This window comes from Acidovorax sp. FW305-C-20-28, from assembly GCF_058783375.1.
Window position 1 is genome coordinate 1 of the sequence record NZ_JBYSYM010000032.1, and the last position, 18,751, is coordinate 18,751.

Genomic DNA, 18,751 nt, shown 5'->3' on the forward strand with positions numbered 1-18,751 from the left:
CAAGCCGTCTGCTGAGCGCCTGCAACTTAAAGCGGGGGGCTTTCGGTGGCAAGCGGTGAATTTCAACAGCCTGCTAGCCCAGACCCGCGGCCTTGTGCCAGAACGCCACGGTGGCCCCCTCCTGCACCCGGGCCGCGAGTGCGGTGCCAGGCTGCACCCAGGTGATGTAGGGCGTGGGATCACCACAGACGACTTCGAAGCGCACCGCCGTTCCCAGCGAATCGTTTACACCCGGAATGGGGTTCGCAAGCCGTCCATCCATCGATGCCTCCATGGGGGGCAGCGTTTCTTCGGCAGCCCGATAGTGCTGGTACGCCGCATAGGCCGCAGCCGACACCTCGACCCAGCCAATGAAGCCCAGGGGCTTCTCATCGGCATCATCGGTGAACGCCAGCGCCAGCTCGCAACTGATGAAGTGCCGCGTGTTGCCGACACGGCACATGTATTCGCCCTCGGATACCAGCTTCGCGGCAGTATCCAGCCCCAGCTCGGGTATGCGCCACATGAAGTAGCGCGACATCTCCCCATGCACTTTGCCGCAATCACCACAGACCGATGCCATTCGAACCCCCTCGTGAAATGGACCGCAATGCGAGAACCTGTTCCAAGACCGCCCGGTACGCCAGAGTCAGCACGGAAGCCCGCTCACCCCACCGCTTCAAGCGGCCACATGGCACTCCCGGCGCAGCAGCGCCAGGGCGTCGTGCATCTGGTAGTCCATGTCGCTGTGCAGCGTGGCCTGCGACTCCTGCACGAAACTGTGCCACAGCTCCACATAGTCGGCCTGGCGCACGCCGGCCGCGTGGGCGCGGATGAAGTCCGTGGCCAGCGCGGGCTGCCAGCCGCTCTTGCGCAGCTTGCGCACCAGGCTGGCGGCGGTCTTCTCGGTCAGCACCGTTTTCTTGGGCGTGGCCGTGGCCAGGCACAGGAACAGGGTGAGCAGGCTGGGCTCGTCCTCGTTGCCCTGCACGACCTTTGCCCAGGTCTTGCTGGCGGGCTGCGGGTCATCGGCACCGTCGTCGTCCAGGTCGGCCAGGCTGCGGTGGTAATCGTCCACCTCGGCCAGCGGGTCGTCGAGCAGGAAGTAGCGCGCCCTGAAGCCGCTGGTGGGTCGCAGCAGGTTGCGCAGCGGCGTGGCGGCATCGAGCAGCCTGGGCAGGTCGGCCAGCACCATGGCGCGCTGGGCCTCCACCGCCGCCTTCAGGCCTGCAGGCAGACCGGAAGGCAGGGGCACCACGAGCGCGCCCGCCGCCGTCTGCTTCTTGCGGTGGGCCGCCACGATCTTCTCGAACACCACGGCGTTGGGCCAGTCGCCCGCCTTGGGCGCCAGGGTCTGCAGCAGCAGGCCCGCGCGGATGACCGCCTCGGCATCGGCGCCCGCCTCTTCCAGGGCGTCTTCGTCCAGGTCGTATGCATCGGCCAGCCAGCGCGCGGCCTCGATGGCCGCGGCGATCTGCGAGCGCCGCGCCAGCTCGGCCTGGTACTCCGCATGGCTGCGCAGCGACCACACGGCCAGGAGCGGCGTTTCGGCATCGGCATACCCGCCCATGCCGAAGTTGCTGCTCTCGGGCATGGCGATCAGGCGCTTGAGCATGTCCGAGCCGCCCTTGGAGCGCGACAGAAAGGAGTTGTCACGCAGCGAAACGGCCGCCTCGTGCAGGTCACCGCCCGTGCTCTCCAGCAGGTACAGGCTGATCAGGTTGACCATGCGGTCGCGGGCCTTCTCCAGCTCGGGCCGCAAAAACTCGCTGCCGAAATAGCGCGCGATCTGCACCATGCCCTTGGGGGCATCGGTGTTCATCGCGGCCAGCTTGGCCGCATCGATGATGCCGTGCGCCACGCCATGGGCCAGCGCCTTCTCGAAGAAAGGGCGAGCGTCGTGCAGTTGCAGGGCATTGGCAGCCGGTGGGTCGGTAGCAAAAGGCTTGTCGGGTGCAGTCATTTCTGTTTTCCACTGCGCCACGGACCGGGGACAGCCCGTGAAACTGGCGCGGACGAGGCCAGGGCCGCCGCGCAAGGGCTGCCCCGCCGCGCTGGCGGCGTCCCCCTTCCCGAATTGCGCAGCAATTCGAGAGAAGGGGGAAGGCGCGAAGCGCCACAGGGGGTTGTCATCTAGATCGCGGATTCTTCGTCGGAGTCGCGGGCGACCGGCGTGGCCTTGCCCCGGTCCGTCTCGCTGGTCTCGAACTTGCCGTCGTCTTCCTCCGCCGGCACGCCGTCGTCCTCATCCAGGCCCAGGTCAAAGGCACGGGCCTTGGCGCGCAGCACCAGCAGCGTTTCGATGAACAGGTCGCGGCACTCGTAGCGCAGCAGCCAGGCCATCTGCATCCAGTCGCGGTCGGCCACCTCGTCCAGGTCCACACGCGGCTGCACATAGCCCGAGGCCAGCAGCTCGTCATCGGTCAATGTGGGACCGTAGTCCTCCACCGCATCGAAGCTGCCGGTGCGGGCAAAGGCCTCCACGCGGCTCCACTTCTCGGCGAAGTAGTTGGCCATGGCCTCGCTACCGCCTTCCAGGTCGCCGATGGCCGTGAGGAACTCCACCGGGTCCGCATCGTCGCGGAACACCACGGCATTGACCATGTTGCGCAGGTGCGTGTGGGTGAGGTCCTTGTACTGCTTTTCCAGCACCATGGCGCGCGCGAACTGCTCGGGCGTGACCAGCATGTTGACCACGGACGCCTTGGAGTCGTCGTACTCGCGCATCACGGCCAGGATATCCTTGGGCGCGAGCTGGTCGAGCACGACCATCAGGGCGTTGTCGCCATCGGTGTCGGCCAGCTCGGACAGGGCCGATTCGGCGCCCACGATGTCGCCAGCCGCGATCAGGGCCGTGGTCTTGGTGATAAGGGCCAGGTGGTTGTTGCTGCTGCTCATGGTCAGTCCTTGCGGTCAAAGCCTACGTCGGACAGCCAGTTGTCGCTGGCTTCTTCGCGCGAACGCGCGTTGTGCGGATCGGCCGCGTCGTCGGCGCTCAGCGCGTCATAGTCGTCATCGTGCTCGGCGGCGTCTTCGTCGTCGCCCTCCCCGTCCCCGGCTTCGGCATGCGATGCCACAGGTGCCAGGCGCGCATGCGCCTGCAGGAATTCGAGCCCCGCTGCCACGGCCAGAAAGCGCTCGCCACCAGGCTCCGCGAGCACGGCCTTGGCCAGGCTGGCCGCCCAGGGCTCCAGCACCACGGCACCGTCGGCAGCCAGGCTGCTCCAGCCGGGCAGGTCGTCCACGCCACGGCCCAGCAGTTGCTCCAGGGCCATGGGGCGCGCGAAGCGAAAGCCCTGGTGGAACACCACGGCCACCATTTCGGGCGCCAGCTCCATCATCTGCACGAGGAAGGCGATCTCCTTGCGCTTCTCGGCCAGCCGCTTGCGCAGCACGTCCTTGCCTTCGGAATCCTGGGTCAGGTCATCGAGTTCGGCCTGGTAGGCCGAGCGCAGGTCATGGAAATAGGGAGAGAGTTTCACGAAGGAAGAATGCCTTGGGTATAGGTGCGCCAGATTTCCTGGGCCGTCTGCAGCGGGTCGTCCAGCAGGTTGCGCCGGCGGTTGTCGTCGTAGGCCTGGCGGGCCGTGTCGTCGGACAGCACGTCGTAGGCCTTCTGCACGGCCTGGAAGCGCTGCGCCGCATCGGGCGCAGCATTGCGGTCCGGGTGGTAGAAGGCCGCCTTCTGGCGGTAGGCCTTCTTGATGTCGGCGAGCGTTGCGTTGGCCGCCAGCCCGAGGGCGGCGTAGTGGTCTGCGGTCATGGATGGAATGAAAAGGCTGCGATGAAGGCCAGGCGGCGCCCGGCCTCCAGGCGGCCCTGGGGGTTCAGCCGGCCAGGCTCACGTACACGTTCTGCACGTCGTCGTTGCCATCGATGGCGGCCAGGAAGCTTTCCACCTCTTCGAGCTGCTCGGCCGACAGGTTGGCCGGGTTCACCGGGTTCTTGGGCTTGTAGCCCAGCTTGGCCGACAGCACGGTGAAGCCATGGGCCGGCAGTGCGCGGCTCACCAGGTCCAGGTCGGTCGGCTCGGTCCAGAAGGTGGTGTTGCCCTCTTCCTCGCCGGGCTCGAAATCCTGCGCACCGGCTTCGATGGCGGCCAGCTCGGGGTCGGCATCGCCATTTGCGGGCTCGGCCTCGATGATGCCCACGTGGTTGAAGTCCCAGGCCACCGAGCCCGAAGTACCCAACTGGCCCTTGCGGAACAGCACGCGCATCTCGGGCGCGGTGCGGTTCACGTTGTCGGTCAGGCACTCGACCATCACGGCCACCTGGTGCGGCGCGAAGCCTTCATAGATCACGCGTTCGTAATTGACAGCGTCGGCGCCCGTGCCGGAGCCCTTCTTGATGGCGCGCTCCAGCGTGTCCTTGGGCATGGAGACCTTGCGGGCCTGCTCCACCACGAGGCGCAGGCGCGCATTGCTGGCCGGGTCGGCACCGCCGCGCGCGGCGACCGTGATTTCCTTGACCAGCTTGCCAAACAGCTTGCCCTTGGCATCTGCCACCTGTGCCTTGCCTTTTGCTTTCCACTGCGCGCCCATGTCGGACCTCTTCCTCGGTGAGTTTTGATTGGTCGGGCGCCCCGGCGGGCGCCCTGTCAGGCCGGAAATCCAGGCACGCAAGCGTTGCAAAAACGCAGCAGCCCCGTCTCCAGCCGAACCCTATAGATTACCACTGTCGCCAAGGCCCGGTGCCGTCAGGGGGCAGGAATGGCGATCTGCACGGGTGGCTCGTCCACGCCATGCAGCCAGATGAAAGGCGCCTCGCACAGTCGGGAAGGCATCTGTCCGTCAGGCATGAGGACCAGGTAGTCGCCCCCGCCATTGCTGGCAATGGCAATCGCCTGGGGCGGAAACCCCACCCACTCCCGCGCAGCGGCCGTTTCACCGGGGATGTTGGTGGCGGAGCGGGTGATGCGCTTGCGGTCGGTCGTATCCAGCACCGAGAACAGTTCCCAGCACTCCCCTTCGGCCTCCAGGTTGCCGCCATTGGCCTGCAGCAGCCGCGCCCGCAGCCAGCCCGGCAAGGCCGCCCCCAGGCGGGCCTCTGCGGCGGCGATGAAGGGTTCAGTGGTGGGGAGCGCCATGGCCATGCACGCTACCAGAACGCCCTGCGGCAGGGAACCCCGGGCAAATCGCCAGCAACGCAAGCTCCATCGCCCCGCTGGGCCGGGTTAACCTCGGCCATCCAACTTGGGGAGACCGGATGCTCAACACCCTGTGGCTGGGTTTTTTCGTCATTGGCGCCATGGCCGCCCTGGCCCAATGGCTGCTGGCGGGCAATGCGCAGATCTTCGGCAGCATGGTCGAGGCGCTGTTCGCCATGGCCAAGCTCTCGGTCGAGGTCATGGTGCTGCTGTTCGGCACGCTCACGCTGTGGCTGGGCTTTCTGCGCATTGCCGAGAAGGCCGGCATTGTCGACGCCCTGGCCCGCTGGCTGGCACCGCTGTTCGCCAAGCTGATGCCCGAGGTGCCGCGCGGCCACCCTTCGCTGGGCCTCATCACGCTGAACTTTGCCGCCAACGCCCTGGGGCTGGACAACGCTGCCACGCCCATGGGCCTCAAGGCCATGCGCTCGCTACAGGAGCTCAACCCCCGGCCCGACACCGCCACCAACGCGCAGATCCTGTTCCTGGTGCTCAATGCGTCGTCGCTCACGCTGTTGCCGGTGACGATTTTCATGTACCGCATGCAGCAGGGCGCGCCGGACCCGACCCTGGTCTTTCTGCCCATCCTGCTGGCCACGTCCGCCTCCACCCTGGTGGGCCTGCTGGCCGTGGCTGTGGTGCAGCGGCTGCCGCTGTGGCACCCCGTGGTGCTGGCCTACCTGCTGCCCGTGGCGCTGGTGCTCGGCGGTTTCATGGCGCTGCTCGCCACGCTGAGCGCGGCGGCCCTGGCCAGCCTGTCCTCGCTGCTGGGGAACCTCGTGCTGTTCTCGCTGATCGTGCTGTTCGTGGTGCTGGGCGCTCTTCGCAAGGTGGCCGTGTACGAGGCCTTCATCGAAGGCGCCCGCGAGGGTTTCGACGTGGCCAAGGGCCTACTGCCCTACCTGGTGGCCATGCTCTGCGCCGTGGGCGTGTTCCGCGCCTCGGGCGCGCTGGGCTATGTGCTCGACGCCATCCGCTGGTGCGTGGAGGTGGTCGGCGCCGACACGCGCTTCGTCGACGCCCTGCCCACCGCCCTGGTCAAGCCCTTCTCGGGCAGCGCGGCCCGCGCCATGCTGATCGAGACCATGCAGACCCAGGGCGTGGACAGCTTCGCGGCTCGCGCAGCCGCCATCATCCAGGGGAGCACCGAGACCACCTTCTACGTGCTGGCCGTGTATTTTGGCGCCGTGGGCATCCAGCGCGCGCGGCATTCGGTAGCCTGTGCGCTGCTGGCGGAATTGGCCGGGGTCATCGCGGCCATTGCGGTCTGCTACTGGTTTTTTGGTTGAGAGCGGGTTCTACGCCAGGGCTGCAACGGGTTCCACCCGCCGCTCACTCCCCGGCGAGCGCCCCGACCAGCGCTTGTACGCGCGGCTGAACGCCGCCTCCGACTGGTAGCCCAGGCTGTCGGCCAGCTCGGCCAGGCGCACCTGCCCCTCTTGCAAACGCGACTGGGCCAAGGCCATGCGCCACAGGGTCAGGTACTGCATCACCGGCATGCCCACCGATGCCGCGAAGCGCGCGGCAAAGGCCGAGCGCGACATGGCCACGGCGCTGGCCAGCGAGGCCAGGGTCCAGGGCGTGCCGGGCTGCTCGTGCATAAGCACCAGGGCCGGGCCGAGCTGGGCGTCCTGCAGGGCACCCAGCCAACCGGTGCGCGCGCCCGGGTCGTTCTGCAGCCAGGTGCGGATGGCCTGCAGCACCAGCACATCGGCCAGGCGCGTGGCCACGGCCTCGCCACCGGGGCGCAGGTGCTGCACCTCATCCTGCAACAGGGCCAATATGGGCGCCAGCCAGTTCGAGGCACCCAGCGACTGCCCGCCCAGCACGATCTGGCGCGGCAGCGCGTGCACCAGGCGGCGGGCCAGCACGTCGTCGAAGCGCACCGCGCCACAGACCATGGAGACCGGCGCGCTGCCCTCGCCATGGCGCAGGATCTCGAAGCGCCCGCCGAGCTGCACGCGCGGCAGGTCGAAGAAATCATCGGCGCGCGAGGTGGCGGTGGACAGCAGGTCATGCCCCTCGCCGCGCGGCACCAGCGCGAAATCGCCCGCGCGCAGCAGCACGGGCTCGGCGCCCGGCACGCGCAGCCAGCATTCACCGGCCGTGACGGCGTGGAACATGAAACAGCCCGGCAGGGGCGGCAGCGCGATGCCCAGGGGCGGGTGCAGGTAGGAATAGGAGTAGATCACCCCCGTCATGCGCAGGAGGTGCAAGGCCCGGCCCAGCGGATCGGTGGCGGCAGAGGCGGCTTCAACCTGGATGTCCATGGGCGCATGGTAACGGCTCTGGACGAATAATCAAAAAACACCTTCGAATCATCATTGGCATGCCGGCCTTGCGCCGAGACACTGGACGCCTGTTTTGTTGTTCCACCAACCTCTTGGAGTTCCAGATGTCTGAAATCGCAGTGATGGGTGCCACCGGCCACACGGGCAGCGTGATCGCCCGCAACCTCCTCGCGCTGGGCCACCGCGTGCGTGCCATGGGCCGCTCGGCCGAGCGGCTCGAATCCCTGCGCCAGCAGGGCGCTCAGGTTCACGTGGGCGATTGCGCCGATGCGGCCTACCTCGAACGCGCCTTCGGCGGCGCCGACGCGGTCTACGCCATGATGCCCTTCGACCCCACGGCCTCGGGCTTCATGGAACTGCAGCGCACCCAGGGCCAGGCCATCGTGTCGGCGTTGCAGGCGGCGCGCGTGCCGCATGTGGTGGCGCTGAGCAGCCTGGGGGCCGAGCAGTCCACGGGCACGGGCGTGCTGGTCAGCCTGCACGAGCAGGAACAGCGCCTGGCCGCCTTGCAGCACAGCCATGTGCTCAAGCTGCGCCCGGCCATGTTCTTCGAAGGCCTGTTCAACCTGCTGCCCGGCGTGAAATACGGCGGCAGCCTGGCTGATGCCTTTGCGCCCGACCTGCCCATCCCCATGATCGCCACGCGCGATATTGCCGATGCGGCCACAGCGGCCCTGGACCAGCGCGGCTGGACCGGCCACCGCGTGCGCGAGCTGCTGGGCCCCGGGGACCTGAGCCACGCCCAGTTGGCCACCTTTGTGGGCGGGGTCATCGGCCAGCCCGCACTGGCCTACCAGCAGCTGCCCTATGAAGCCGCCGCCCAGGGCATGGCCCAGGCCGGCATTGCACCCGACCTGGCCCAACTGCTGGCCGAGATGGCCCGCGCGCTCAACGAGGGGCGGGTGCGCTCGGTGGAAGGCCGCCATGTGGGCAACACGACCCCGACCCCGCTGCAGGCCCTGAGCCCGGCGCTCAAGGCGGCCTACGAGGCCCTGCCCTGAAAGCACAAAGGCCACGGCAGCTTTCCCTGCCGTGGCCGATGGGATGGCGCGGGATCAGCCCAGGGCTGTGTCCAGCACCATCATGATCACAAAGCCCAGCATCAACCCGCCGGTCGCCCAGGACTCGTGCCCCTTGCGGTGCGATTCGGGGATGATCTCGTGGCTGATCACGAACAGCATGGCGCCGGCCGCAAAGCCCAGGCCCCAGGGCAGCAAGGCCGCCGAATAGCTCACGACGGCAGCACCCAGCACGGCGCCCAGCGGCTCGACCAGGCCCGAGGCCATGCCCAGCCCCACGGCCAGCCAGCGCTTGTAGCCGGCGGCCAGCAAAGCCACGGCCACCACCAGGCCCTCGGGCACGTCCTGGATGGCGATGCCCGTGGCCAGGGCGCCTGCGCGCATGGTGTCGCCGCTCGCATAGCCTACGCCGATGGCCAGGCCCTCGGGCAGGTTGTGCAACGCGATGGCAAAGACGAAGAGCCAGGTGCGGCGCAGCGTGCGCGAGGTCTGCCCGCCCTCCACCCCTTTGATGAAGTGCTCGTGCGGCAGCAGGCGCTCCATGAGCAGCAGCACCAGGGCCCCGAGCAGGATGGCCGCGCCCATGGTGCCGCCCGCCTCCCAGGCCCCGGCCCCGGCGGCGCGCGAGGCATTGATGCCCGGGATGATGAGCGAGAACGAGCAGGCCGCCAGCATCACGCCCGCGCCAAAGCCGAACATGGTGTCCTGCGTGCGCTCGGAGATGCGCTGCGAGAGCATCACCGGCAGCGTGCCCAGCGCGGTGGCTAGCGCCGCCACGCTGCCGCCCAACAGCGCCGACAGCACCACCGGCTGCTGCGCAATCCACTGCCAGATCTGCAGCGTGCCGACCACGCCCCCGGTCAGCACGATGGCCAGGCCCAGCCACTGGCGCCAGTGCAGGGGCTGGCGGGCAGCGGGGGCGTGGCCGGCAGGCAGCGCGGCGTTGTCGGGGGACGGCGGGGGAACGTTCATGGGCTCGGCTCCAGCTGGCACAGGGCGGGGTGGATGAATTCAGCCGCGCGCGGCAGCGTAGCGGCGGGCCACCTCAGCCCAGTCCACCACGTTATAGAACGCCGCGATGTACTCGGGGCGTCGGTTTTGGTACTGCAGGTAGTAGGCGTGTTCCCACACGTCCAGGCCCAGGATGGGGGTGTTGCCCGACAGCAGGCCGGCCATGAGCGGGCTGTCCTGGTTGCCCGAGCTTTCCACCACCAGCCTGCCGGCGCTGTTCACCGACAGCCAGGCCCAGCCGCTGCCAAAACGCGTGAGCGCGGCCTTGGTGAAGGCTTCCTTGAAGGCCTCGAAGCCGCCCAGGTCGGTCTTGATCGCCTCGGCCAGTGCGCCCTGCGGCTCGCCGCCCCCCGTCGGGGACATCACGGTCCAGAACAGGCTATGGTTGGCATGGCCACCGCCGTTGTTGCGCACGGGGCCCTGCAGGTTCTCGGGCAGTTGCGCGAGCCCCGCCACCAGCTCATCGATGGGCAGGCCGGCATGCGGCGTGCCTTCCAGCGCGGCGTTCAGGTTGTTGATGTAGGTCTGGTGGTGCTTGGTGTGGTGGATCTCCATCGTGCGGGCATCGATGTGGGGTTCCAGCGCGTCGTAGGCGTAGGGCAAGGCGGGCAGCGAATAGGGCATGGGTTCCTTTCAGGGGTGGGGAAATGGTGGGCAGCTCAGTGGGCGGCGCCCTGCAGCACGCCGAAAGCAGCGGCCAGCACGGCGGTGGTGTCGGGATGCGGGCCATGCGCCTGCACATGGCGCAACAAGGCAGCATGGGTCTCGCGGCTGTGGCGCCAGGCGGCCTGCTGCAACGCGCTGCCCTGGCTGCCATCGGCCATCAGGCCCAGCAGCGTGGCGTGCACGCTGCACAGCAGTTGCACCGAAGATTCCAGCGCGCCCGCCTCGGCCTGCAGGTCGGCCAGGTTCAGGTGCGAGACCACCAGCGCGGCAATGCAGTCGTCCTCACGGCCGGCCGACGGTGCCTGCACGATGCGCAAGGCGATGACCAGGGCCTGCTGCTGGTAGGCCAGCGCCATCACGGGCTGGTCCATGTGCAGCGCCGCATTGGCGCGCTGCAGCGTGCGCTCCCAATGCGCCAGCGTGGCGGGCTCGGGCGCCAGGGCGTCCCGGGCGGCGGGGGTGGTCGAAAGGCTGGATGCGTGGCGCAGGTCCATGGCAAAGCTCCTGGTGGGAGCCTTTTGCGGTGGACGGATGTAGCGTACTCAGGCAATTAAAATGATATGCATTCTCATTCGTATTGTCTAGCGAGGGGGTTTGCAAGATCTCTCTGCCTCCTCCGCAGCGATCCAATGCCACACGCCATTAACAGGTAGTAACATTACTGGCGAGAGGGCCACCCAAGGGTGGCGGAAGACGGACCCCACTCCCAGAAAGAAAGCACGATGATGATGACAAAGACCCTGGCACTGTGTGCCACCGCCCTGCTGGCCACCGGTTGCGCGTTCGCGCCTGTCGACCGGCCTGCCGCTGCCAAGCACACCCCCCAGGCCAAGACCTGGCAGGTCAAGAGCAAGGATGTACCTGCCGTGCTGGACGCCGCCAAGGCCGCCTTCGAATCCGCAGGCTACGAGACCGCGTCCATCACGCCGGAACTGGGCGAACTCAAGAGCAAGGGTCGGCCTGTGTCCATTCCCGATGTCTGCGACTGCGGCACCTGGAACGGCACCGTCATCGGCGGCTCCGCCCAGTCCGCGGTGACGGCCACCTACAAGCTGCAATCGACCGACGAGGGAACCCTTCAACTCAATCATCTGTGCGCCACCCAGTTCCGGGGCCGCAATCTCTACGGCATGGTGACTCGCCGCGAGGCCTACGCCTGCGCCAGCCGCGGCCAGGTGGAAACCGACCTGAGCCAGCGCATCGAGGGCATCCTGCGCGCGCGGAACATCTCGTTCAACTGAGCGCGGGCCAGGGGGGCGGGCGGGACCGCCATGCAGGGTAGCGCCGGTTGCCCCGCGGGCCGAAAAGCGCCAGCATCGTCCTCCATCGCAAGGCCCCTGCCCTCACCGCCGCATCCATGAAACGCTTCTACGTCGTTGCCTCGGTCCCCCTGCTGCTGGCGGCGTTGATTCCCATGGCGGCCTCGCTCTATCTGGCACAGCGCAAGGCCCGGGACGACCAGGTGGCCTACCTGACGTCGCTGGCCGACGAGGTGCTGCGCCGGGGCATCGCCTCGCGCCAGCAACTGGTGGCGGCACTGGACGAGCTGGACAAGGACCCCAGCCCGCCATGCAGCCAGGCCAGCATGGCGCGCATGCAGCAGATGGTGGGCACCTCGTTCTACCTGCAGGGCATGGGCGCGGTGGTCGATGGCACGCTGGTCTGCAGCACGCTCACGCTGGGCAGCGCTCCGGTGCCCCTGGCGGGCAAGCCCATGGTGACCTCGTCGGGCATCTCCAGCTGGATCGGGGCGCGGCTGCCGTTTGCGCCACAGCAGCCGTTTCACATCTACGCGCGCAACGGCCATGCGGTGATCATCCACCCCGGCATCGTGATCGACATGCCGGTGCTGCATGCCGATGTGGCGCTGGGGCTGGCCATCATCACGCCCAAGGCGCTCATCCGCTCCCGCGGCCCGCTGCAGGAGGCGTGGCTCGACCACTACCAGGCCCCCGGCCACAGCCAGGTGGAGAGCGGCACCCACTACATCGTCTTTCGCAGTTCCCCAAACAACAACGTCGTCGCCCTGGCCGCCGCCCCCAAGGCCATGGCCTTCGAAGGCCTGGCGCGCCAGGCCCTGGTGCTGGCCCCACTGGGCCTGCTGGCCAGTGCCACCCTGGCCCTGGGCGTGGCGGCGCTCACGCGGTGGCAGCTGTCGGCGCAGTCGCGCCTGCGCGCGGCGCTGCGGCGGCGCGAGTTCTTCGTGCTCTACCAGCCCATCGTGGACCTGCAGACCGGCCGCTGGACGGGTGCCGAGGCCTTGATGCGCTGGCGCCGCAGCAATGGCACGCTGGTGCCGCCGGACGAGTTCATTGCCGAAGCGGAGCGCACGGGCGTGGTAGCGCACCTGACCCGCTACCTGATGGACCGCGTGCTCGCAGACCTGCCCGAGGTGCTCAAGGCCTGCCCGGGCTTTCACATCAGCCTGAACCTTTCCACCCAGGACCTGGTGGCCGACGGGCCTGTGCAGTACCTGCAGCAGCGCTTCGAGGCCCAGGACCTGCCGCCGGGCGCGCTGATGCTGGAGGTGACCGAGCGCGGCCTGGTGGACACCGAAGCCGCGCGGCCCGCGCTGCAGGCCGGCCGGCAGATCGGCGCGTCGATCGCCATGGACGACTTCGGCACCGGCTATTCGAGCCTGTCCATGCTCGAATCCATCGACATCGACACGCTCAAGATCGACCGCATCTTCATCGCCAGTATCGGCGCGCAGGCGGCCATCAGCCCGGTCACCACGCACATCATCGAGATGGCACACAAACTGGGGCTGGACCTGATCGCCGAGGGCGTGGAAACGCAGTTCCAGGCCGACTTCCTGCGCGAGCGCGGCGTGCGCAATGCGCAGGGCTGGCTGTTTGCCAAGGCCATGCCGCTGCAAGAGCTGATCGCCGGGCTCAAGGCCCATGTCGGCGGGTAGCCCGGCTCAGGAGCCCGGCAACACGCTCGCACAGGCCCGCTGCAGTGCGGCGATGGCCGCACCGCGGGCGTCCGGGTGCGCATCGGCCGGGTGGCGCGCCAGCCAGCGCGCCAGCTCGTTGATGGCGCCATTCAAGGCCGAGGCACAGGCATCGACCTCCAGCGCCGGCAGGCCCGCGGGCGCCAGGATCTCGGCCACCACGGCATGCAGCTGCTGGTAGCCATGGCGCCCATCCAGCTCGGCCCAGGCCTGGGCACCCAGCACCGAGGGCCCGTCGATCAGCAGCACCTGGCGCGGGCCGGGGTGCGAGACGGCGTCGATCCAGGCCAGCGCACCGGCCAGCAACTGGTCAGGCAGTGGGGCCTTGTCATCGGCCGCCGCGTCGATGGCGGCGCTGAGTTCGGCATGCACGGCCTCGCAGACCGCGACGAACAGGTCTTTCTTGTCGCGGAAGTGGTGGTACAGCGCGCCGCGCGTGAGGCCCGTGGCCACCAGCAGCGCCTCGGTGGAGGTGGTGGCATAGCCGTCGCGCTCGAACAGCGCGCGCGCCGCCGCAATGAGTTTGGTGCGCGACTGGGCACCCTGCTCCAGGCGCCGGTTACCCGCAGCGCCCATGGAATTGGATTTTTTCGTTGACATACAGACTGTATGTATCTATATTTAATTGAACATACAGACAGTATGTACCCGAGCAATCACGGATGCAACAGGAGCCCTCCATGCCAACACCCTCTCCCTCTGCCCTTTCCCAACTGACCTCCGCCTACCCCCTGGTCACCACCGCCACCGTGCAGGCCTCGCGCGACTTCTTCGTGCAGCACCTGGGCTTCGAGGTGGTCTTCGAAGCCTCGTGGTTCGTGCTGCTGTCGCGCAACAGCACCGAGGGCGGCGCAGCATCCATCGCCTTCATGGCCCCCGACCACCCTTCGCGCCCGCCCGGCCCCGAGGTCTTCAGCGGCCAGGGCCTGCTGCTCACCCTGCAGGTTCAGGATGCCCGCCGCGAAGAGGCCCGGCTGCGCGCGGCCGGCGTGGAGATCGTCTACGCCGTGCAGCACGAGCCCTGGGGGCAGGTGCGCTTCCAGGTGCGCGACCCGTCGGGCCTGGTGCTGGACATCGTGGAGCAGGCCGAGCCGGCCGAGGGCTTCTGGGATCCGTACATGGCTGGCTGATGGCCATGGCCGCCCATGCAACCCGCCCCGTGCGTGCCCTCCTGGCCATCTCCTGGCCGCTGATCGCCACCTACTCGCTGCAGGCCGTGATCGGGCTGACAGATACCTGGTTTGCCGCGCGCATCTCGGCCGAGGCCCTGTCCGGGCTGGGCGCGCAGAGCTTTCTGAACCTGGCGGTGTTCGTGGGCCTGGGCGGGGTGGCCTTTGCCGTGCAGGTGCCCGTGGCCCAGGCCGTAGGGGCGGGCCAGGCGCAGGCTGCACGGGACTACCTCCCCGCAGGCCTGTTGGCCTCTGCCCTCACCCTGCCCTGCTTTCTGGCACTGGCCTGGGCCGGGCCCTGGCTGTTTGCGCTGTGGCAGCTGCCCGCCGAGTCCACGGCGCAGGCCGTGCAGTACTGGCAACCGCGCATGGCGGGCGGGGTGTCGGTGGTGCTGCTGTTCGCGGTGTCGAGCTACCTCGCGGGCCAGGGCCGCACGCTGGCCGCGTTGGGAGCCAATCTTGCAGCCGCCGCGGCCAATGTGCCACTCAACCAGTGGCTGATCTTCGACGCAGGCCTGGGCCTCGCCGGCTCGGCCCATGCGTCCACACTGGCCAGTCTGGTGGGGGTGGCGGTGGGGCTGGGCCTGCTGGCGCGCGGGGGGTGGAGCATGTCCTTCACCGCTCTGGCGACCCGCACCGTGGAGTTGTGGCGCAACGGCCTGCCCATCGGTGTTGCGGCGGCTGCCGATGTGCTGGCGATGGCGGTGTTTCAGCTCATGATGTCGCGCATCGGCCCGGCCGAGGGCGCTGCCACCCTGCTGCTGCTGTCGCTCACGGGCCTGGCCTTCTGGCCCGCGCTGGGCTTGGCCACGGGCAGCGCCACCCTGGTGGGCCATGCCGTGGGGGCTGGCCAGCCGCAGCAGGTCGGGCCCCTGGTGCGTGCCAGCCTGTGGCTGATGGCGGGCTGGATGGCGTTGGTGGGCGCTGCCATGGCCCTGGCCGGCCCCGCTCTGCTGGCCTGGCTGTCGGGCACGTCGGGTGATGGAGGCCCCGGTAGCCAGGCGGCGCTGGCGCTGGCCACGTCACTGATCGGTCTGGTGGCCGCCTACCAGGTGCTCGATGCCGTCAACCTGGGCAGCGCCTTTGCGCTGCGCGGCCTGGGCGACGTGCGCTGGGCCAGCGCCGTCAACACGGTGGGATCGCTGCTGCTGTTCCTGCCGCTGGCGGCCTGGCTGTCCTTCGATTCACTGGGTACCCGCATCCCGGCGCTGGGCTGGGGTGCCTGGGGCGGGTGGAGCGCCGTGGCCCTGCTCAGTGCGCTGCTGGCCGCGGCCTTTGGCGCGCGGCTGCGGCATGTGCTGCAGGCGCTGGAAGCGGTCAGCCCTGCTCGTCGTCCGGCGTGAACACCTGGCCGGCCACCATGTCCCATTCGGCGATCTGCTCATTGGCGGCGACCAGCCGGCCCACCAGCAGCTTGATGAAGGCCTTGTCGAAGCGCGACTGCAGGTCTTCGGAGGCCTCGCGCAGTGCGGGGTTGCGGACTTTGAGCACCAGCACCTCGGTCTCGGCCACGGCGGTGGCCGTGCGCAGGCGGTTGTCCGGGCGCAGGTAGGTCATCTCGCCCAGGGTGACGCCCGGGCCCAGGGTGCTCAGCGTCCAGCCCTGGCGGCTCACGCCCACCTGGCCTTCGATGAGAATGCAGAACGAGTCGCCGGGCTGCCCTTCGCGCATGAGCACGGTGCCGCGCTCCAGCCGGCGCCAGTTGCCCAGGCGCATCAGCTCCCACAGCGCTACGTCGTGGAAGTCGGCGAAGAACGGCAGCTCGCGCAGCCGGCCGAAGCGCTCGGCCTCGGTGTCCTGCGAGCGCTGGCGCGGCAGGTCGCGGTGGGCGTCGAGCAGGGCCTGGGCGAAGTCGCCCCAGGTGGCAAAGCGGTCGGCCGGCTTCTTGGACAGCGCGCGCAGCAGCACGGCATCCACATGCCCGGGCAGCGATACGCGCAGCAGGCTCGGCGGCGTGGGGTCTTCGTGGCTGATCTTGTAGAGCGTGGCGAAGTCGGTCTCGCCGTCGAACGGGCGGCGGCCCGTGAGCAGCTCGTACACCACGATGGCCAGCGAGAACATGTCGCTGTGGTGCGTGAGGTCTTCCTCGCGCACCTGCTCGGGCGACATGTAGGAGGGCGAGCCCACCATGCCCGAGAGCTGGGTGGCATCGCTGCGCAGCGAGAGCGCGGCGCCAAAGTCGGTGAGCTTGACGTCGCCATTGGCGGCCAGCATCAGGTTGGCGGGCTTGATGTCGCGGTGCACCAGGCCTTCGCGGTAGGCGTATTCGAGCGCGTTGCAGCACTTGAAGGCGATGTCCAGCACCTGGGGCACGGGCAGCAGCGCATCGGCCCGGGCGTGGGCTGCCAGGGGCTGGCCGTCCACGTATTCGAGCACCAGGTAGGGCTGGGCCGCGTCCTCGTCGGCATCGAGCAGGCGCACGATGTGCGGGTGCTTGAGCCGGCCGGACATGGCCGCCTCGTTGCGCAGCAGGCGGCGGTAGCGCTCGGCCTGATCGGGCTGGGCCAGCAGGTGCGCATGCATCTGCTTGATGGCCACGCGCTTGCCACGGAAGCCGTCGAGCCCCAGGTAGACGATGCCGCTGGCACCACGCCCGAGCTCACGCTCGATGCGGTACTTGCCGATGGTCGGGGGGATGAGCGGGGGCGTGGCGGTCATGGGCATCCGGGTGGCGATCCCTGCATTGTGGCAAAAGCGGCGGCCCGCAACCGCCACCACCATGCCGATCAGTGGCTTTTTGCACGCAGACGGACTCCAGGGTGTTCCCGGGGTGTCCCGCCCGTTGTTCCATTTCCGAACAACGGGTGTGCCATGGCACACCCCGAGCCCGCTGCACGCGCTGTCGGCACATCGGTCCGCAGCCGCATGGGTGCTTGGTTTGCGGCGAATCGACGCCTCCTTGGGCCCGCTGGCACGGGCATTGCGCCCATCTCCGGCTGCAGGCCCGCCGAGCGGTGCCTGGCACAACCCAACCACCTCAGGAGACACAGCATGAACATGGCAGAAATCGCCAGCCTCGGCATCGCCAACCCCTACAAGAAGCAGTACGGCAACTTCATCGGCGGCCAGTGGGTGGCCCCCATCGACGGGCAGTATTTCGAGAACAGCTCGCCCATCAACGGCCAGGTGTTCACCGCCATCCCGCGCTCCAACGACAAGGACATCAACGCCGCGCTGGACGCGGCCCACAAGGCGAAAACGGCCTGGGGCAAGACCTCGACCACGGACCGCGCCAACATCCTGCTCAAGATCGCCGACCGCATGGAGGCCAACCTGCTGACCATCGCCGTGGCCGAGACCATCGACAACGGCAAGCCGCTGCGCGAGACCATGGCGGCCGACATCCCGCTGGCCATCGACCATTTCCGCTACTTTGCGGGCGCGATCCGCGCCCAGGAAGGCGGCATCAGCGAGATCGACCACGACACCATGGCCTACCACTTCCACGAGCCGCTGGGCGTGGTCGGGCAGATCATTCCCTGGAACTTCCCCATCCTGATGGCGGTATGGAAGCTGGCCCCTGCGCTGGCAGCGGGCAACTGCGTGGTCCTGAAGCCTGCCGAGCAGACGCCCGCCTCCATCCTGGTGCTGCTGGAGATCGTGGCCGACCTGCTGCCGCCCGGCGTGGTCAATGTCGTCAACGGCTTTGGCCTGGAGGCCGGCAAGCCCCTGGCCAGCAGCCCGCGCATCGCCAAGATCGCCTTCACGGGCGAGACCACCACGGGCCGGCTCATCATGCAGTACGCCAGCCAGAACATCATCCCGGTGACGCTGGAGCTGGGTGGCAAGAGCCCCAACGTGTTCTTCGCGGACGTGATGGACGCCGACGACGGCTTCTTCGACAAGGCGCTCGAAGGCTTTGCGATGTTCGCGCTGAACCAGGGCGAGGTCTGCACCTGCCCAAGCCGCGCGCTGATCCAGGAATCGATCTACGAGCGCTTCATGGAGCGTGCCCTGAAGCGCGTGGCCGCCATCAAGCAAGGCCACCCGCTCGACAAGAGCACCATGATCGGCGCGCAGGCCTCGCAGGAGCAGCTCGAAAAGATCCTCTCGTACCTGGACCTGGGCAAGCAGGAAGGCGCACAGTGCCTGATCGGCGGCGCGCGCAACAACCTCCCTGGCGACCTGGCCGGCGGCTACTACATCCAGCCGACGGTCTTCAAGGGCCACAACAAGATGCGCATCTTCCAGGAGGAGATCTTCGGCCCCGTGCTGTCGGTCACCACCTTCAAGACCGAAGAGGAAGCGCTTGAGATCGCCAACGACACGCTGTACGGCCTGGGCGCCGGCGTCTGGAGCCGCGACGGCAACCGCGCCTTCCGCATGGGCCGGGGCATCCAGGCCGGGCGCGTGTGGACCAACTGCTACCACCAGTACCCGGCGCACGCGGCCTTCGGCGGCTACAAGCAGTCAGGCATCGGCCGCGAGAACCACAAGATGATGCTGGACCACTACCAGCAGACCAAGAACCTGCTGGTGAGCTACACCCAGGCCCCCCTGGGCTTCTTCTGAGC

20 protein-coding genes are annotated in these 18,751 nt (G+C 68.4%); 7 read left to right on the forward strand and 13 right to left on the reverse strand.

Features of this window, described 5'->3' with window-relative positions; all coding sequences use genetic code 11:
* Positions 1-73: 73 nt before the first annotated feature.
* The 7 genes from AC3WOH_RS27870 to AC3WOH_RS27900 all read right to left on the reverse strand — a co-directional run bounded on the left by AC3WOH_RS27870 (position 74) and on the right by AC3WOH_RS27900 (position 5,071).
* Complete coding sequence (locus tag AC3WOH_RS27870) at positions 74-562, reverse strand: DUF2199 domain-containing protein (RefSeq protein ID WP_492232558.1); 489 nt, start codon at positions 560-562, stop codon at positions 74-76.
* A gap of 96 nt (positions 563-658) precedes the next feature.
* Positions 659-1,942 carry a hypothetical protein gene (locus tag AC3WOH_RS27875; RefSeq protein WP_492232559.1) on the reverse strand — a complete coding sequence of 428 codons (1,284 nt, stop codon included), beginning with the start codon at positions 1,940-1,942 and terminating at the stop codon, positions 659-661.
* Between the two features lie 170 nt (positions 1,943-2,112).
* Positions 2,113-2,877 (reverse strand): hypothetical protein, encoded by a 765-nt coding sequence (locus tag AC3WOH_RS27880; protein ID WP_492232560.1) that lies wholly within the window; start codon positions 2,875-2,877, stop codon positions 2,113-2,115.
* Positions 2,878-2,879: 2 nt separating this feature from the next.
* A complete protein-coding gene (locus AC3WOH_RS27885; RefSeq protein ID WP_492232561.1) occupies positions 2,880-3,461 on the reverse strand; it encodes a hypothetical protein in 582 nt (193 codons plus the stop codon).
* Positions 3,458-3,742: a DnaJ domain-containing protein gene (locus tag AC3WOH_RS27890; RefSeq protein ID WP_184855746.1), complete on the reverse strand. Its 285-nt coding sequence runs from the start codon at positions 3,740-3,742 to the stop codon at positions 3,458-3,460. The genes AC3WOH_RS27885 and AC3WOH_RS27890 overlap by 4 nt, the downstream gene beginning before the upstream one ends.
* Positions 3,743-3,806: 64 nt before the next feature.
* Positions 3,807-4,520 carry a YebC/PmpR family DNA-binding transcriptional regulator gene (locus tag AC3WOH_RS27895; RefSeq protein WP_492232562.1) on the reverse strand — a complete coding sequence of 238 codons (714 nt, stop codon included), beginning with the start codon at positions 4,518-4,520 and terminating at the stop codon, positions 3,807-3,809.
* A 155-nt stretch (positions 4,521-4,675) separates the two neighbouring features.
* A complete protein-coding gene (locus AC3WOH_RS27900) occupies positions 4,676-5,071 on the reverse strand; it encodes an SMI1/KNR4 family protein (protein ID WP_492232563.1) in 396 nt (131 codons plus the stop codon).
* Positions 5,072-5,184: 113 nt separating this feature from the next.
* Here AC3WOH_RS27900 and AC3WOH_RS27905 point away from each other — a divergent pair, with 113 nt between their 5' ends.
* On the forward strand, positions 5,185-6,414 hold the full coding sequence (locus tag AC3WOH_RS27905) for a nucleoside recognition domain-containing protein (protein ID WP_492232564.1): 1,230 nt from the start codon (positions 5,185-5,187) through the stop codon (positions 6,412-6,414).
* A gap of 9 nt (positions 6,415-6,423) precedes the next feature.
* Here AC3WOH_RS27905 and AC3WOH_RS27910 read toward each other — a convergent pair whose 3' ends face one another.
* Entirely contained in the window at positions 6,424-7,395 is a 972-nt protein-coding gene (locus AC3WOH_RS27910; protein ID WP_492232565.1) for an AraC family transcriptional regulator, read from the reverse strand.
* 125 nt (positions 7,396-7,520) lie between these two features.
* On the opposite strand from AC3WOH_RS27910, the gene AC3WOH_RS27915 reads away from it, so the two are divergent.
* Positions 7,521-8,417, forward strand: a complete 897-nt coding sequence (locus tag AC3WOH_RS27915) for an NmrA family NAD(P)-binding protein (protein ID WP_492232566.1) — start codon at positions 7,521-7,523, stop codon at positions 8,415-8,417.
* A 54-nt stretch (positions 8,418-8,471) separates the two neighbouring features.
* Here the strand turns inward: AC3WOH_RS27915 and AC3WOH_RS27920 are convergent, their stop codons facing one another.
* From AC3WOH_RS27920 to AC3WOH_RS27930, 3 genes are read right to left on the reverse strand one after another with little or no spacing between them, the layout of a single operon-like run.
* Positions 8,472-9,407, reverse strand: a complete 936-nt coding sequence (locus AC3WOH_RS27920) for a ZIP family metal transporter (RefSeq protein ID WP_492232567.1) — start codon at positions 9,405-9,407, stop codon at positions 8,472-8,474.
* A gap of 39 nt (positions 9,408-9,446) precedes the next feature.
* Positions 9,447-10,070 carry a superoxide dismutase gene (locus tag AC3WOH_RS27925; protein WP_492232568.1) on the reverse strand — a complete coding sequence of 208 codons (624 nt, stop codon included), beginning with the start codon at positions 10,068-10,070 and terminating at the stop codon, positions 9,447-9,449.
* Between the two features lie 35 nt (positions 10,071-10,105).
* Positions 10,106-10,606, reverse strand: a complete 501-nt coding sequence (locus tag AC3WOH_RS27930; RefSeq protein ID WP_492232569.1) for a DUF2753 family protein — start codon at positions 10,604-10,606, stop codon at positions 10,106-10,108.
* 231 nt (positions 10,607-10,837) lie between these two features.
* Here AC3WOH_RS27930 and AC3WOH_RS27935 point away from each other — a divergent pair, with 231 nt between their 5' ends.
* Together AC3WOH_RS27935 and AC3WOH_RS27940 are read left to right on the forward strand one after the other, a co-directional pair.
* Positions 10,838-11,353 (forward strand): hypothetical protein, encoded by a 516-nt coding sequence (locus tag AC3WOH_RS27935; RefSeq protein WP_492232570.1) that lies wholly within the window; start codon positions 10,838-10,840, stop codon positions 11,351-11,353.
* A 116-nt stretch (positions 11,354-11,469) separates the two neighbouring features.
* Positions 11,470-13,029: an EAL domain-containing protein gene (locus tag AC3WOH_RS27940; protein ID WP_492232571.1), complete on the forward strand. Its 1,560-nt coding sequence runs from the start codon at positions 11,470-11,472 to the stop codon at positions 13,027-13,029.
* Positions 13,030-13,035: 6 nt separating this feature from the next.
* Here AC3WOH_RS27940 and AC3WOH_RS27945 read toward each other — a convergent pair whose 3' ends face one another.
* A complete protein-coding gene (locus AC3WOH_RS27945) occupies positions 13,036-13,644 on the reverse strand; it encodes a TetR/AcrR family transcriptional regulator (RefSeq protein ID WP_492232572.1) in 609 nt (202 codons plus the stop codon).
* Between the two features lie 104 nt (positions 13,645-13,748).
* Here AC3WOH_RS27945 and AC3WOH_RS27950 point away from each other — a divergent pair, with 104 nt between their 5' ends.
* A complete protein-coding gene (locus tag AC3WOH_RS27950; protein WP_492232573.1) occupies positions 13,749-14,198 on the forward strand; it encodes a VOC family protein in 450 nt (149 codons plus the stop codon).
* Between the two features lie 5 nt (positions 14,199-14,203).
* Positions 14,204-15,580, forward strand: a complete 1,377-nt coding sequence (locus tag AC3WOH_RS27955) for an MATE family efflux transporter (protein WP_492232574.1) — start codon at positions 14,204-14,206, stop codon at positions 15,578-15,580.
* On the opposite strand, the gene AC3WOH_RS27960 is transcribed toward AC3WOH_RS27955, so the two are convergent.
* A complete protein-coding gene (locus AC3WOH_RS27960) occupies positions 15,555-16,895 on the reverse strand; it encodes a protein kinase domain-containing protein (RefSeq protein WP_492232575.1) in 1,341 nt (446 codons plus the stop codon). The genes AC3WOH_RS27955 and AC3WOH_RS27960 overlap by 26 nt on opposite strands.
* Before the next feature lie 333 nt (positions 16,896-17,228).
* On the opposite strand from AC3WOH_RS27960, the gene adh reads away from it, so the two are divergent.
* A complete protein-coding gene (adh, locus tag AC3WOH_RS27965; protein ID WP_492232576.1) occupies positions 17,229-18,749 on the forward strand; it encodes an aldehyde dehydrogenase in 1,521 nt (506 codons plus the stop codon).
* Positions 18,750-18,751 lie beyond the last annotated feature (2 nt).